This window comes from Neorhizobium sp. SHOUNA12A (assembly GCF_023006505.1).
In the GTDB taxonomy this organism is placed as follows: Bacteria; Pseudomonadota; Alphaproteobacteria; order Rhizobiales; family Rhizobiaceae; genus Neorhizobium.
The window spans coordinates 88,939-103,274 of record NZ_JALBGV010000006.1 but is presented as its reverse complement, the minus strand read 5'-3'; the positions used below and the strand labels follow the sequence as shown (position 1 = coordinate 103,274).

Annotated in this window: 14 protein-coding genes; 9 read left to right on the top strand and 5 right to left on the bottom strand. The window is 61.9% G+C overall.

Annotation, left to right across the window (positions count from 1 at the left end; translation table 11 throughout):
• The first annotated feature begins 61 nt into the window (after window positions 1-61).
• From MOV63_RS04900 to MOV63_RS04875, 6 genes are all read left to right on the top strand, one after another.
• Window positions 62-442: a cupin domain-containing protein gene (locus MOV63_RS04900; RefSeq protein WP_247032093.1), complete on the top strand. Its 381-nt coding sequence runs from the start codon at window positions 62-64 to the stop codon at window positions 440-442.
• Window positions 443-535: 93 nt separating this feature from the next.
• Window positions 536-1,549, top strand: a complete 1,014-nt coding sequence (gene hemB, locus MOV63_RS04895; RefSeq protein ID WP_247032091.1) for a porphobilinogen synthase — start codon at window positions 536-538, stop codon at window positions 1,547-1,549.
• A 61-nt stretch (window positions 1,550-1,610) separates the two neighbouring features.
• Window positions 1,611-2,069 (top strand): RDD family protein, encoded by a 459-nt coding sequence (locus MOV63_RS04890; RefSeq protein WP_247032089.1) that lies wholly within the window; start codon window positions 1,611-1,613, stop codon window positions 2,067-2,069.
• A 126-nt stretch (window positions 2,070-2,195) separates the two neighbouring features.
• Complete coding sequence (locus MOV63_RS04885; RefSeq protein ID WP_038541835.1) at window positions 2,196-2,957, top strand: arginyltransferase; 762 nt, start codon at window positions 2,196-2,198, stop codon at window positions 2,955-2,957.
• 9 nt (window positions 2,958-2,966) lie between these two features.
• Complete coding sequence (locus MOV63_RS04880; RefSeq protein ID WP_247032087.1) at window positions 2,967-3,872, top strand: DMT family transporter; 906 nt, start codon at window positions 2,967-2,969, stop codon at window positions 3,870-3,872.
• 57 nt (window positions 3,873-3,929) lie between these two features.
• Window positions 3,930-4,187, top strand: coding sequence for an AbrB/MazE/SpoVT family DNA-binding domain-containing protein (locus MOV63_RS04875; protein WP_247032085.1), 258 nt, complete (start codon window positions 3,930-3,932; stop codon window positions 4,185-4,187).
• On the opposite strand, the gene parC is transcribed toward MOV63_RS04875, so the two are convergent.
• Window positions 4,188-6,470, bottom strand: a complete 2,283-nt coding sequence (parC, locus tag MOV63_RS04870; protein ID WP_247032083.1) for a DNA topoisomerase IV subunit A — start codon at window positions 6,468-6,470, stop codon at window positions 4,188-4,190. It lies immediately after the preceding gene.
• Window positions 6,471-6,728: 258 nt separating this feature from the next.
• Here parC and MOV63_RS04865 point away from each other — a divergent pair, with 258 nt between their 5' ends.
• Window positions 6,729-7,919 (top strand): hypothetical protein, encoded by a 1,191-nt coding sequence (locus MOV63_RS04865; protein ID WP_247032081.1) that lies wholly within the window; start codon window positions 6,729-6,731, stop codon window positions 7,917-7,919.
• A gap of 77 nt (window positions 7,920-7,996) precedes the next feature.
• Here MOV63_RS04865 and MOV63_RS04860 read toward each other — a convergent pair whose 3' ends face one another.
• Window positions 7,997-8,317: a DUF1236 domain-containing protein gene (locus tag MOV63_RS04860; RefSeq protein ID WP_038541825.1), complete on the bottom strand. Its 321-nt coding sequence runs from the start codon at window positions 8,315-8,317 to the stop codon at window positions 7,997-7,999.
• A 337-nt stretch (window positions 8,318-8,654) separates the two neighbouring features.
• Between MOV63_RS04860 and MOV63_RS04855 the strand changes: the two genes are divergently transcribed.
• Window positions 8,655-9,809 (top strand): serine hydrolase, encoded by a 1,155-nt coding sequence (locus MOV63_RS04855; RefSeq protein ID WP_247032080.1) that lies wholly within the window; start codon window positions 8,655-8,657, stop codon window positions 9,807-9,809.
• Between the two features lie 67 nt (window positions 9,810-9,876).
• Here the strand turns inward: MOV63_RS04855 and aspS are convergent, their stop codons facing one another.
• The 3 genes from aspS to MOV63_RS04840 all read right to left on the bottom strand — a co-directional run bounded on the left by aspS (window position 9,877) and on the right by MOV63_RS04840 (window position 12,832).
• A complete protein-coding gene (aspS, locus tag MOV63_RS04850; protein ID WP_247032078.1) occupies window positions 9,877-11,667 on the bottom strand; it encodes an aspartate--tRNA ligase in 1,791 nt (596 codons plus the stop codon).
• Window positions 11,668-11,836: 169 nt separating this feature from the next.
• A complete protein-coding gene (locus MOV63_RS04845) occupies window positions 11,837-12,367 on the bottom strand; it encodes an isoprenylcysteine carboxyl methyltransferase family protein (RefSeq protein WP_247032076.1) in 531 nt (176 codons plus the stop codon).
• A gap of 63 nt (window positions 12,368-12,430) precedes the next feature.
• Complete coding sequence (locus MOV63_RS04840; protein WP_038541817.1) at window positions 12,431-12,832, bottom strand: VOC family protein; 402 nt, start codon at window positions 12,830-12,832, stop codon at window positions 12,431-12,433.
• Window positions 12,833-13,054: 222 nt separating this feature from the next.
• Between MOV63_RS04840 and MOV63_RS04835 the strand changes: the two genes are divergently transcribed.
• On the top strand, window positions 13,055-14,293 hold the full coding sequence (locus MOV63_RS04835) for an MFS transporter (RefSeq protein WP_038541815.1): 1,239 nt from the start codon (window positions 13,055-13,057) through the stop codon (window positions 14,291-14,293).
• Window positions 14,294-14,336: the final 43 nt, after the last annotated feature.

Here is a 14,336-nt window from a genome sequence, read left to right as displayed (position 1 = left end):
CGATCGTTCAAGAGCCCTGCGCCCTGACCTGATAGGTTTTCCGCCAATCAAAGGAGAAGACATGACCGAGCGGAACTTTTCACATAAGCCGATAAACTTCGCCGAGAAGCTGGCACGGATACCCGATCTCTGGCAGCAGCGCGTCGTCGCCGAAATGAACGACTACCAGTTCAAGCTCGTCCGCATCGAAGGCGATTTCATTTGGCACGATCACCCGGAAACGGATGAAGCCTTAATCGTTATCGAAGGCCATTTGCGGATCGACTTCCGCGACGGCAGCGTTCACATCGGTCCAGGCGAAATGTTCGTGGTGCCGAAGGGGGTGCAGCACAAGCCGTTCGCTGAAAAGGAGGTGAAGATGATGGTGATCGAGCCGCGTGGCGTTTTGAACACCGGCAACGAGGGCGGCGAACGTACGGCTCAAAACGATCTCTGGATCTAGCCCGGGCCTCAACTGCGGCGATCGTTCCCATTCGCAAATGGCGTGCTGCATGATAATGACGCGCGCACGGGAAGAGAAGTTGGAGACTTTGCCATGGACAAGACGCATCTGGTCGACGAGATCACCGGCCACCGCCGCATGCGGCGCAACCGCAAGGCCGACTGGACGCGTCGGCTGGTGCAGGAGAACCGGCTGACGGTCGACGATCTGATCTGGCCGATCTTCATCGTTCCCGGCACCGGCATCGTCGATCCAATCACCGCCATGCCGGGCGTAAACCGCATGAGCGTCGACAAGGCGGTCGAGGCGGTGAAGGAAGCGGCCGATCTCGGTATTCCGGCGATCGCCACTTTCCCCGATATCGAGATGGAACTGCGCGACGAGACCGGCTCCAACAGCCTGGTCGCCAACAACCTGATCAACCAGGCGACCGCCGCTTTCAAGAAAGCCGTGCCGAATATCGGCGTCATCACCGACGTGGCGCTCGATCCGTTCACCAGCCACGGCCATGACGGTATTCTCCGGGACGGCATCATCGTCAACGACGAGACGGTCGACCAGATCGTCCGCGCCGCCGTCATGCAGGCGGATGCCGGCGCCGACATCATCGCGCCTTCGGAAATGATGGACGGCCGGATCGGCGCCATCCGCCGCGGGCTGGATGCGAGCGGCCACCAGGATGTCGGCATCATGTCCTACGCGACGAAATTTTCGTCCGGCTTCTACGGCCCCTATCGCGAGGCGATCAACACCAGCGGTCTCCTGAAGGGCGACAAGAACAGCTATTACATCTCGCCGGCTAACGGCACCGAAGCGGTGCGGGACGCCGCCCTCGACGTCGAAGAAGGCGCCGATATGCTGATGGTCAAGCCCGGCATCGCCTATCTCGACATCTGCTGGCGCATCAAGGAAGCGTTCGGCCTTCCCGTCTTCGCCTACCAGGTCTCCGGCGAATACACGCAGATCAAGGCGGCGGCCATGAACGGCTGGATCGACGGCGACCGGATCATGATGGAGACGCTGCTCTGCTTCAAACGCGCCGGCTGCGACGGGATTCTTTCGTATTTTGCGATGGACGTGGCCAGGAAGCTGGCGAAAAACGGATAAGCCTTGTTGCCGCGGCGGTCTCTTCCCATATCATCGGGGAGAAACAGGAGATGTTGAAACGATGAGCCTCGACCCGAACCCGGCCTATGCCGCACCGGACGATTGGCGCGCCTATAGCGGCGTTCTTTCTCGCCGGGTGTTCGCCTTCATCATCGACTATGTGATCGTGCTCTTGCTGTGCATTCCGGCTGCCGTCGTGGTGTTTTTCCTCGGCATCATCACGCTCGGCCTCGGCTTCATGCTCTATCCGGTGTTGTTCGTGATCGTCGCGCTTCTCTATTTCGGGATGACGCTCGGCGGCTCGGCTCAAACTTCGCCCGGCATGCGCGCCATGGGGCTCGCCATGGTGCGGCTCGACGGCCGGCGGATGGATTTCCTCACCGCTATGGCCCACACCGTGATCTTCTGGATCATCAATTCGGTGCTGACCCCGCTCATTCTGCTCGCGGGCCTGTTCATCGAGCGTTCGCGCCTCGTGCACGACCTGCTGCTCGGCACTGTCGTGGTGCGTACGTCGTAACGATTACGCTACTGGCCGAAAGTTTATGGCACTAGCCTGCCGCCTGCCGCAGCATATGGTTGACGTTTTACTTTTATGCGCCATGGTATGACATTACGACCCTAAAGACCGGACTGCCACGACGCAATGAATACCCAGGCAACGCCCTCACCGCAGTTCTACCTGACGGCCCCGGCAGTTTGTCCCTATCTCCCGGGTGAAATGGAGCGAAAGGTCTTCACTCACCTGGTAGGCGCTCGCGCCGCCGAGATGAACGACCTACTGACCCAGGGCGGTTTCCGCCGTTCGCAGAACATCGCCTATCGGCCGGCCTGCGAATCATGCCGCGCGTGCATTTCCGTGCGCATCCTCGCTCACGAGTTCGAGCCCGTGCGCTCGATGAAACGGGTCCTTGCCACCAATCGCGACGTGATCGCGACGGTCTACCCCGCGCAACCCTCCACCGAACAGTTCTCGCTCTTCCGTCGTTATCTCGACGACCGCCATCAGCGGGGCGGCATGTCCGACATGTCGGCGCTCGACTATGCGATCATGGTCGAGGACACGCATGTCAACACCCGCATCATCGAGTACCGGCGCCGCGAGCCGGGCTCCGGCATCAGCGTCGAGCCGAAGGGGGAATTGCTTGCCGTCGCGCTTACCGACATGATGAGCGACGGCCTGTCGATGGTCTATTCCTTCTTCAATCCCGAGTATGAAAAGCGCTCGCTCGGTACGTTCATGATCCTCGACCATATCGCCCGCACCAGGACGCTCGGCCTGCCGCATGTCTATCTCGGCTATTGGGTCAAGGGTTCGGCGAAGATGGGCTACAAGACCCGGTTCCAGCCCCAGGAACACCTGACCCCGCGCGGCTGGGAAATCTTCGATCCCGCCACGGACATCTGAAATCATCCCATGAACGATCATAAAAAGGGCCTCGTGCTCACCGCAATCGGCGGCCTTGCGCTCTCCTTCGACGTGCCGCTGGTGCGGCTCGGGCATGGCGAAATGTGGTCGACTGTCGTGCTGCGCAGCACCGCGACCTTCGCCGCCGCCATCATCCTGTGGCTGCTCGTCCGGCGCTTCGGCTCGACCCGTCCGGTGCTGATCCCCGGAAAGGCGGGTCTTGCCGCCGGCTTCTGCTACGGTATTTCGACGATCGCCTTCCTCGGCGCCGTGTTCAACACGGCGACCGCCAACGTTGTCTTCATCGTCGCCTTCACGCCCATGTATGCCGCCGTTCTCGGCTGGCTGGTCCTCAAGGAGCGCCCCTCGCCTTCGACACTCGTCACCATGCTGGTGATGTTTTTCGGCGTCGGCCTGATCGTCTCGGGCGGGCTTGCCGGCGGGCATATTTTTGGCGACATCCTCGCGGCGACCGCTTCGTTCCTGCTGGCTCTGGCGATCACGCTCAGCCGGGCGGCCCGCATCGACATGGGCTTCGTGCCGCTCGTCGCGACCATCATACCGGCAACGATCGGGCTCTCGTTCGTCGGCGCGTCTTCGCTTGCCGGCACGGGCGGCTTTTCAGTGGCGGATCCCATCTGGGTGATGTTCGACGGCGCGATCATGATGCCGCTCGCCTTCTGGTGTCTTGCAACCGGCCCGAAATATCTCTCCGGCCCCGAAGTCGGGATGTTCTACCTGCTCGAAACCATCCTCGCACCGATCTGGGTCTGGCTGATCTTTTCCGAGATCCCATCCTCCCGCACGCTCTTGGGCGGCTCGATCCTCGTGCTGGCGCTAATCGGTTATTCGGCCTGGCAGATGCGGCGGGTGGAGAGGTTGCGGGCCAGGGCGGTAGCCTCGCAAGCGATTTGATATTCGCGAGCGCCCTTATATGTGGTAGCGTCTCCACACTACTATAGGTGGCTGACGATGAACGCGAAAAGCACTGTTCAGAAGATCACTATTCAGAAGATCGGCGAAGACCACGGCATCGCCTTGCCCCAGGATATCCTTCACCGTCTTGGCTGGAAGGAAGGCCAAGTATTGGAGCTTCATATCGACGATACTGGGATCGAGCTTTTCGATCCCAAGACGATATCGGATGAGGATTTCCAGCGTCAGTTCCTCGCCGCCAAGATGGCGATGAGGAAGTATCACGTAGCCCTCAGCGCACTCGCCAAAAGCTGATCACCCGGCGAACTTCCCGCTCCGCGGAAAGCCCTTCGGAACGGCGCGGCCGGCGGTGGCGCGGTCGGCGATCCATTCCAGCAGTTCGTCCTTGTTGCGGGTGAACGAGCGGCCGGCGCTGTCTTCCCAGGAAAGGCCGTCGGCCATGGTGAAGCAGCGGATGTCGGAAATGCCGCCGTCCTTGTAGCGCTGCAGGCGCACGCCCTTGCCACGGGTCATTTCCGGCAGCTGGGTCAGCGGGAAGACCAGCAGCTTGCGGTTCTCGCCGACGACGGCCACGTGATCGCCCGAAACATGCACGACCACTTTGGTCTCGTCGGGCATGGCTACGTTCATGATCTGCTTGCCCTTGCGGGTATTGGCGATCATCTCGCTCTCGGCGACGATAAAACCGTTGCCGGCGGTGGAAGCGACGATCAGCTTGCGCTGCGGATCATGGACGAAGGCGGTCAGGATGTCCTGGTCGTTCTCCATGTCGACGATGATGCGGATCGGCTCGCCGTGGCCGCGACCGCCCGGCAGCTTGTCGGCACCGAGCGTATAGACCTTGCCGCCGGTGGTGACGAGCAACAGCTTGTCGGTCGTCTGGGCGGTAAACGCGATCTTCGGCCCGTCGCCTTCCTTGAAGGTCAGCGTCGAGGTATCCGAGATATGTCCCTTCAGCGCGCGGATCCAGCCTTTCTGCGAGACCACGACGGTGATCGGTTCCTTCTCGATCATCGCCTGGTTGATCGCGTCGATATCGGCATCCGGCGCATCGGCGAAGGTCGTCAGGCGCGCATAGGGCTTGCCCCGGCCCTTGGCGAAATTCTTGCGGACGTCCTGGATCTCGTGCTCGATGACCCGCCACTGCTTGTCCTCGGAGGCGAGCAGCGATTCGATATCCGCCTTTTCCTTGGTGAGGTTTTCGTGCTCGGTGCGGATCTCGAATTCTTCGAGCTTGCGCAAGGCACGCAGCCGCATGTTGAGGATCGCCTCGACCTGGATGTCGGAGAGCGACCAGCGCTCCATCATGACAGGCTTCGGTTCGTCCTCCTCGCGAATGATGCGGATCACCTCGTCGATATTGAGGTAGGCGATCAGCAGGCCGCCGAGGATTTCCAGGCGCCGGTCGATCGCCGCCAGCCGGAAGCGCGAGCGGCGCACCAGCACGTCGCGGCGATGCGCCAGCCACTCCAGCAGCACTTCGTTGAGCGCCATCACCTTGGGCACACGGCCCATGGAGAGCACGTTCATGTTGAGCGGCAGGCGGGTTTCCAGTTCGGACAGCTTGAACAGCGATTCCATCAGCAGGGTCGCATCCACGGTGCGGCTCTTCGGCACCAGCACGACGCGCACGTCTTCGGCCGATTCGTCGCGCACGTCTTCCAGCAGCGGCAGCTTGCGGGCGAGCAGCAGTTCGGCGATCTTTTCGATCAGGCGCGATTTCTGCACCTGGAACGGAATTTCGGTGACGACGATCTGATAACCGCCACGGCCGAGATCCTCGATCACCCAGCGGGCGCGGACGCGGAAACCGCCGCGACCGGTCTTGTAGGCCTCGACGATCGACTCTCGGCTGTCGATGATGATGCCGCCGGTCGGCAGGTCCGGGCCTTCGATGCCGCCCTTGGCAGGCTCGGCCGGATCCGCCATCAGGTCTTCGATGGTCGCCGACGGGTTCTTGATCAGGTGCAGCGCGGCGTCGCAAAGCTCATGGACATTGTGCGGCGGGATCGACGTCGCCATGCCGACCGCGATGCCGGACGTGCCGTTGGCCAGCAGGTTCGGGAAGGCGCCGGGCAATACGACCGGTTCGGAATTCGATTCGTCGTAGGTGTCGCGGAAATCCACCGCGTCCTGGTCGATGCCTTCGAGCAGCAGTTCGGAGACCGCCGTCATCTTGCTCTCGGTATAACGCATCGCGGCGGGGCTATCGCCGTCGATATTGCCGAAATTGCCCTGGCCGTTGACGAGCGGATAACGCTGCGAGAAATCCTGCGCAAGGCGCGCCAATGCGTCATAAATCGACTGGTCGCCGTGCGGATGGAAATTACCCATCACCTCGCCGACGATCTTGGCGCACTTGCGGAAGGCGGCGTTGGGGCGCAGGCCCATCTCGCTCATCGCATAGACGATGCGGCGGTGGACGGGTTTCAGGCCGTCGCGCACGTCCGGCAGCGCGCGGTGCATGATGGTCGAAAGCGCATAGGCGAGGTAACGCTCTTCGAGCGCCGCTTTCAGATCGACAGGCAAGATGTTGTCGCCGCCGTCGCCGCCGGGTGGTGTCAGATTTTTTCCCATGGGCCTTGACTAGCGGAAAGCCCGATTCTCGGCAAGAAAGTACCGGCGACAGCCTGTGGATGAAGGCTTTTCCCGGACTAAAATCAGTGTTTGATTTACCCTGAATCGTCAGCCGCAATTTTGACGAAAGGAATGTGGAACAAAGCCATAAACCTTTTACCCGGCTTGCCTATAAGGTGCCGCGAACAAGCAGACCGAACTATCGACAAAACCCTAATGGAACGCGGGCCGGACCATCGCCCGCCAGGAGGAACTCCGATGCAATACTCCACCAAGGCCCGGCTTCTGCTCGCCGGCGCAGCGCTTTCGATTTTCGCCGGCCCGGCATTCGCGCTCGACGGCAACGATCTCGTCGCCAAGATCAACGGCGCGCTCTCGATCCAGGGCGGCGCCGGCTTCTCGGCTGAAAAGGCCACTGTCAGCGGGTCGAACGTGACGCTCGCCAACGCCAAGCTGCTGGTCCAGGCCGGCAAGCAAAACCTGCCGCTCGGCACGGTCAAGTTCGAGGGCGTCGAAGAGAATAATGGCGGCTACACCGTCGAGAAGGTCACTTTCGACAACGTCAACACCAGCCAGGACAAGACGGTCTTCACCGCCTCGGACATCGCGATCAGCGGCCTTACCGTCCCCGGCAATCCAAGCGGCGACGGCCTTGATGCGATCATGCTCTATGACGAAGCGCATATCGGCAAGATGACCGCCGCCGTCGACGGCAAGCAGGCCTTTTCGGTCGATGGGATGAACCTCACCACCGAGGTCGCCGACGACAGCTCCTCCGTCGGCTTCGACCTTCAGATCAACGGGGTCAAGAGCGACCTTAGCCTCGTCGACGACGCCCAGGCGAAGGACACGCTGCAGCAGCTCGGCGTCACTTCGATCGACGGCAAGGTGAACATGACGGGAAGCTGGACACTGGCGGACGGAAATCTGGAGATCGACGAATACGCGATCGATTTCGCCAAGGTCGGCAAGCTCAACCTCGCCTTCAGCGTATCCGGCTACACGCTCGACTTCATCAAGTCCGCGAACGAAACGGCCAAGGCGATGGAAGCCAATCCGAACAAGGAAGAAGCACAGCAGGCCGCGGGCCTTGCGATGCTCGGCCTGATGCAGCGCCTCACCTTCAACAGCGCCGAAATCCGCTTCGAGGATGCCGGCATTACCAAGAAGGCGCTCGACTACGCCGGCAAGAGCCAGGGCACCACAGGCGAAGCCATGGCGCAGATGCTGAAGGGCATGACGCCGATGATGCTGGCGCAGTACAACGTGCCGGAACTGCAGAACATGGTGAGCGCTGCGATCAACACCTATCTCGACAAGCCCGGCAGCTTCACGATCACCGCGGAACCGGCCGATGCCGTCCCCTTCCCGATGATCATGGGTGCCGCAATGGGCGCGCCGAACACGCTTCCGAACGTCCTCGGCGTCAAGGTCACCGCCAACGACTGAGGACCATGCGTCCGCCAACAAAAAAACCCGGCGATCGCTCGCCGGGTTTTTTGTTGCTCGAAAAGAGTCGGATGAAATTATTCCAGAACCTGGATGACGGTCCTGGTCTGTGGATTGACGATGACGCGGCGGTCATTGACGACCGTATAGGCGTAGTTGTCGTAGCCATCGACCGGATGCACCTCGACGGTATCCGGAAGGGCGGTCCCGACGGTGATGTCGCCCTGATAGGAAACCGACGGAACGCTCTGCTCCATGACATAGGTGCGAACTTCGCCCGGCAGAACGACCGCCGAATTGGTGGTGACCGGATCCTGGGTGATGATCGTCGTCTGGGCGTAAGCTGCACCGGAGAGTGCGATCAGGACCGCCGACGCGGCCAATAGGGTCTTGTGCATATCGTAACTCCTATGCTTCTGCCTGCCCTAACAACAAAAGCGCACGGATATGGTTCCCCTATTCGCCCGACGCTCGGGAAAGCCAGGGGGCGGCGTCTTGACGCCACGGGTGGGCGCAAGCGACAAGATTGCGGTGATGAGACAGGGACAGCCCGACTTGCTGCCTAGGTCCATTTGATCGGCTCCCGGCTGGCGGCTGATCGAGAATATGAAACTGAACAGTTCCGTCGTCCGCGATCGTCTGCAGCATGTCGCCCAATGTTTTTTGTGGCCGACCGGATCGCCCCCTCGCCGAGGCGACCCTAGATAAAAGCGTCTTTAGCGAAGGTTTTGTCCCATGAATTTGCCAATCCATCCATCGGCCCAGATACCCTTCCCCACGATCGAGGCCGCGATCGACAGCGCGCTCGCCTCCAGGCGTCTCGTCGGTGCTGTGGTGATGATCGCCAGGGACGGCGAGATCGTCTACCGCCGCGCCGCCGGATTGGCGGACCGGGAAGCGGGCCTCATGACCCAAGAGAACACGATCTTCCGGCTTGCCTCGATCACCAAGCCGATCGTCACCATCACCGCCATGCGGCTGATCGAACAGGGCCGCATCGGCCTCGACGATCCGGTGACGAAATGGCTGCCGGATTTCCGGCCGCGGCTCGAAGACGGGTCCGAACCGGCGATCCTGATCCGGCATCTCCTCACCCACACCTCCGGCCTCAGCTATTGTTTCCACTTGGAAGAAGGACCTTACGTCCGCGCCGGCGTCTCTGACGGCGTCGATCAGCCTGGCCTTTCGCTCGGCGAGAACCTGCGCCGTATCGCATCCGTGCCGCTGCTCTTTGCGCCCGGCACCGACTGGCGATATTCGGTCTCCATGGATGTGCTCGGCGGCGTCATCGAAAGGGAAGCCGGCAAGCGCCTCGGGGAAGTCGTCAACGAGCTGGTGATGCGACCGCTCGGCCTCTCCGATACCGGTTTCACCGTCACCGACGGCAGCCGGCTGGCGGCCCCTTATGTCGATGGTTCGCCCGAACCGACGCGGATGGGAGAGACGGAAAAGGTGCCCGTCCTCAACGGCACGGTGACCTTCGCCCCCGCCCGCATCTTCGACCTCGCCTCGTTCCATTCCGGCGGCGGCGGCATGGCCGGAACCGCCTTAGACGTGCTGACCGTGCTCGAAACCATTCTCAAGGGCGGCGCGCCGCTGCTGTCGGAAAAGACGGTTCGGCAGATGACGACCAACCAGATCGGCGATCTGCTGGAGCCGACGCGGCCGGGTTTCGGGTTCGGGTTCGGCTGGGCGGTCGTGCTCGATCCGGCAAAGGCCGGACTGCCTGTTTCCCCCGGCTCGCTGCAATGGGGCGGCGTCTACGGCCACCATTGGTTCATGGACCTTGCGAAGAAAATCACGCTGGTGGGGCTGACCAATACCACGCTCGAAGGCATGTCGGGCCAATTTACGCTCGACCTGAAAAAAGCCGTCGCCGCCGACCTTTAGGCTCGCCATCCTCAGAGATTGAATCAAAGAGCCCGGCACGCGGCCGGGCTCTTCTGTTCTTAAGAACTCAGTCCTTCTTCGGCGTCGGCACGACGCGGATGGCCAGTTCCCGCAGCTGCTGGGGCGTCGCCGGCGACGGGGCGCCCATAAGCAAGTCCTGGGCCTGCTGGTTCATCGGGAACAGCGTCACTTCGCGCAGGTTCTTGGCGCCGACGAGCAGCATGACGATACGGTCGATACCGAAAGCGGCACCACCATGCGGAGGCGCGCCATACTGGAAGGCGCGGTACATGCCGCCGAACCGGTCCTCGACATCGGCCTGACTGAGGCCGACCTTTTCGAAGGCCTTGACCATCAATTCGGGCGACTGGTTACGGATCGAGCCCGAAGCGATTTCGAAACCGTTGCACACCGCGTCATACTGGAATGCCTTGATCGTCAGCGGATCCTGGTTTTCCAGCGCCTCGATGCCGCCCTGCGGCATGGAGAAGGGGTTGTGCGCGAAATCGAGCTTCTTTTCTTCCTCGCTCCATTCGTAGAACGGGAAATCGACGATCCAGCACATGTCGAAACGGTCGCGGTCGACAAGGTTCAGTTCCTCGCCGGCGCGGGTGCGGGCTTCGCCTGCGAACTTGTAGAACTTGGCCGGGTCGCCGGCGACGAAGAAGCAGGCGTCGCCGTCATCGAGGCCGAGCTGGGTGCGGATCGCTTCGGTACGCTCCTCGCCGATGTTCTTGGCGAGCGGGCCGGCGCCTTCGAGCTTGTCGCCTTCCTTGCGCCAGAAGATGTAGCCGAGGCCCGGCTGGCCGGTCGACTGCGCCCAGGCGTTCATGCGGTCGCAGAAGGCTCTGGAACCGCCAGTCTTGGCCGGGATCGCCCAGACTTCGACCTTCGGGTTCGAAGCGATCATGCCGGCGAACACCTTGAAGCCGGAGCCGGCGAAATGTTCGGTGACGGCCTGCATCTCGATCGGGTTGCGCAGGTCCGGCTTGTCCGAGCCGTACTTGCGGATCGCCACGTCGTAGGGAATGCGCGGCCAGTCCTTGGTGACCGGCTTGCCTTCGGCGAACTGCTCGAACACGCCGGTCATCACCGGACCCATCGTGTCCCAGACGTCTTCCTGGGTGACGAAGCTCATTTCCAGGTCGAGCTGATAGAATTCGCCCGGCAGGCGGTCGGCGCGCGGGTCTTCGTCGCGGAAGCAGGGGGCGATCTGGAAATAACGGTCGAAACCGGCGACCATCAGCAGCTGCTTGTATTGCTGCGGCGCCTGCGGCAGGGCGAAGAACTTGCCCTCATGGATGCGGCTCGGCACCAGGAAGTCGCGTGCGCCTTCCGGCGAGGATGCGGTCAGGATCGGCGTCGAATATTCGGCAAAACCGATCTCGCCCATGCGGCGGCGCATGTCGGAGATGATCTGGGTGCGCTTGACGATGTTCCGGTGCAGGGTTTCGCGGCGCAGGTCGAGGAAGCGGTACTTGAGGCGCACGTCTTCCGGATAGTCCGGCTCGCCGAACACCGGCAGCGGCAGTTCCTTGGCGGCGGAGAGCACCTCGATCTCCTGGGCATAGAGTTCGATCTCGCCGGTCGCCATGCCCTTGTTGACGGTGTCTTCCGAGCGCGCCTTGACGAGGCCGTCGATGCGGATCACCCACTCGCCGCGGACGATCTCGGCGGTCTTGAAGGCGGGGCTGTCCGGATCGGCGACGACCTGGGTCATGCCGTAATGGTCGCGAAGGTCGATGAACAGCACGCCGCCGTGATCTCGCACGCGATGCACCCAGCCGGACAGGCGGACGGTCGATCCGACGTCGGACTTCTTGAGGGCGGCACAGGTATGGCTGCGGTAACGGTGCATTTCAGTATCCTGGACTGGTAGGTTTTGCGGTCTTTCGGCGTGCGATGCACGGCCTGCCGGCTTTATGGAAAATCGGCGGGAAAAGCGCATGATGGACATGCTTTGTCAAGGTAGAACCGACCTTGGCCCCAAAACGTCGTGAAGGATCGGCGGGATTCCGGGCGGCAGGTCAGGACGCCGAGGCGGTTCCGAACAGGCCGCGCATCGCCCTCTCCTCCTGGACGATGCGGACGATCAGGATCACCAGATAGACCGGTAGCCCGGTCATAAGCGTGAGCCAGGCATGGAAGATCAGCGAGTAACCGACGAGTTCCGGCAGGATGTTCAGAAAATAGTTCGGATGCCGAAGGTTACGGAAAAGCCAGTGCCGGCTGACCGGATGGTTCCTGGCGATCATGATCTTCACCGTCCAGACAGGGCCGAGCAGCCGGACGATCCAGACAAGCATCGCCAAGGCGGCAACAAAGATCGCGAGGCCGATCGCGGACAGGCCGTCGAATTCGGCGTGCCTTACCCAGCCTTCGCCGAATGCCGCGAGATAGAACAGGCTGTGGGCAAGTGCCAGCAGCCGGGTGTTCAACGCACCATGCTCGACGGCGCCCTCATCGCGCAAAATCCGCTCGTGGCGTTTCGAGACGATGACGCTCGCGATTCGAACCGCCACTGCCGCGAAAAAGATGACGATGAGGATGGGACTCATGTTCTGGCGCCTCCGTTTCCCTCGGATTAGGGTAACAACAGCGGCAAGGCCAGAGCCGGTGAGCTAGTCGGCAGGCTTCAATACCTGCGCGACCTCCCAGACATGCCCCGAAGGATCGGCAAAGGCGGCGGTCCGGCGCCCCCAGGGCCGATCTGTCGGCCCATTCAGCAGGGAGACGCCAAGGTCCCCCAGCCTTGCGCAGACCTCGTCGGCATCGTCTACCCGTATGGTGAGGAGGAAGCTCGCGCCGGTACGGAGCGATGCAACCGGCATCGGCTCGACCAACTCGGGCGCTTGCGTCACCTGCAGCAGATTGATCATCAGGTTCGAAAATTCAAGAACGGAGGAAACCGCGTCCTCATAGACGATCCTCGGCGAAAAGACCTTTCGATAGAAGGTCCTCGCCTCGTCGATATCGTCGACGAAAAGGGTAATGACTTCGAGCGTATCGGGCAGCATGGGCATCCTTTCAGGTCAGACGAACAACGGTGGCACGAAATTGACGTTTGAGGCGGCATCGTTCCGACAGTCGTCGACGAGAAATTGCAGAAGGCACCGCATTTTGCGGCCTGCCCTCTATAAAATTCGTAGGTGTCGCTTATCGCTGTGCCCCACCGGCCGTTCGGGATATAGAACGGGTAGAACCGCCCAAAACCGTTCCCGATTCCCGCGCAAAGCCCTCCCCCGATGAGCCATATCCGTCCGTTGATCCCCCTCCTCGTCACCGCAGGCATTTTGATCGGCGGCAACGGGTTGCAGGGCACCTATATCGCGCTGCGCGGCTCGGCTGAGGGCTTTTCGCCCTCGACGATCGGCATGATCGGCGCGGGCTACAGCATCGGGTTTGCCTTCGGCTGCATGTACGTGACGCGGCTCTTGCGCCAGATCGGCCATATCCGCACCTTCTCGGCGATGGCCGCGGTGACGGCGTCCGCGTCGATCGGCATGTCGATGATCGTCGACCCGACCTTCTGGTTCGCGATGCGCTTCGTGACCGGCATCGCGGTCGCCAGCCTGTTTGCGACGGTCGAGAGCTGGATCAACGCCAAGGTCACCAACGCCAACCGGGCCCGCACGCTCTCCATCTACCGTTTCGTCGATCTCGGCTCGGTGACGGTGGCGCAATACATCATCCCGACCGTCGGCATCGAAGGCCCGTTCATCTTCAACATCATCACAATCGCGCTGATCCTGTCGCTGGTGCCAATCTCGATCGCCGACAAATCCAGCCCTGCGCCGCCGCAGGCAATCGCCTTCGACCTCAAGGCCGTCTGGCGGATTTCGCCGCTCGCGGTGGTGGGCGTCATCTCGGTCGGCCTGTCGATGGCGGCCTTCCGCAATATCGGGCCGATCTATGCAGCAGAGATCGGCATGAGCATCACCTCGATCGCCACCTTCATGAGCGCCGGCATCATCGGTGGCGTCGTGCTGCAATATCCGCTCGGCATCTATTCCGACCGGCTCGACCGGCGCCGCGTCATCCTGTGGACGACGATCGGCTCGATCATAACCGGCGCCTACCTCTCCTTCGGGGCGGGCACCAGCGAGACCGCCAATATCGTCAGCGTCTTCCTGTTCGGCGCCTTTTCGATGCCGCTCTATTCGCTGTGCTCGGCGCATGGCAACGACTACGCCAAACCGGGAGAGCATGCGCTGGTTTCGGCCGGCCTGCTGTTTTATTGGTCGGTCGGTGCGACGATCGGGCCGCTGCTCGCCTCGATCCTGCTGCAATATTACGGACCCCGCGCCTTTTTCGCCTACACCTCGTTCATTTTCCTCGGCTTCATGATCTTCACGCTGAGGCGGATGCGGGCGCGCGCCTCGGTGCCGCCATCGGAGCGTTCCTGGCGTTTCCGCTCGCTGCTTCGGACGTCTGCCTATTTCAACAGGCTTGCCGGCCCGCCCGAGAAAGACGAGCGCCAGTAAAGGTTAAGCACCGTTCCGTATTGACATATGCGGCCGGAAGGAG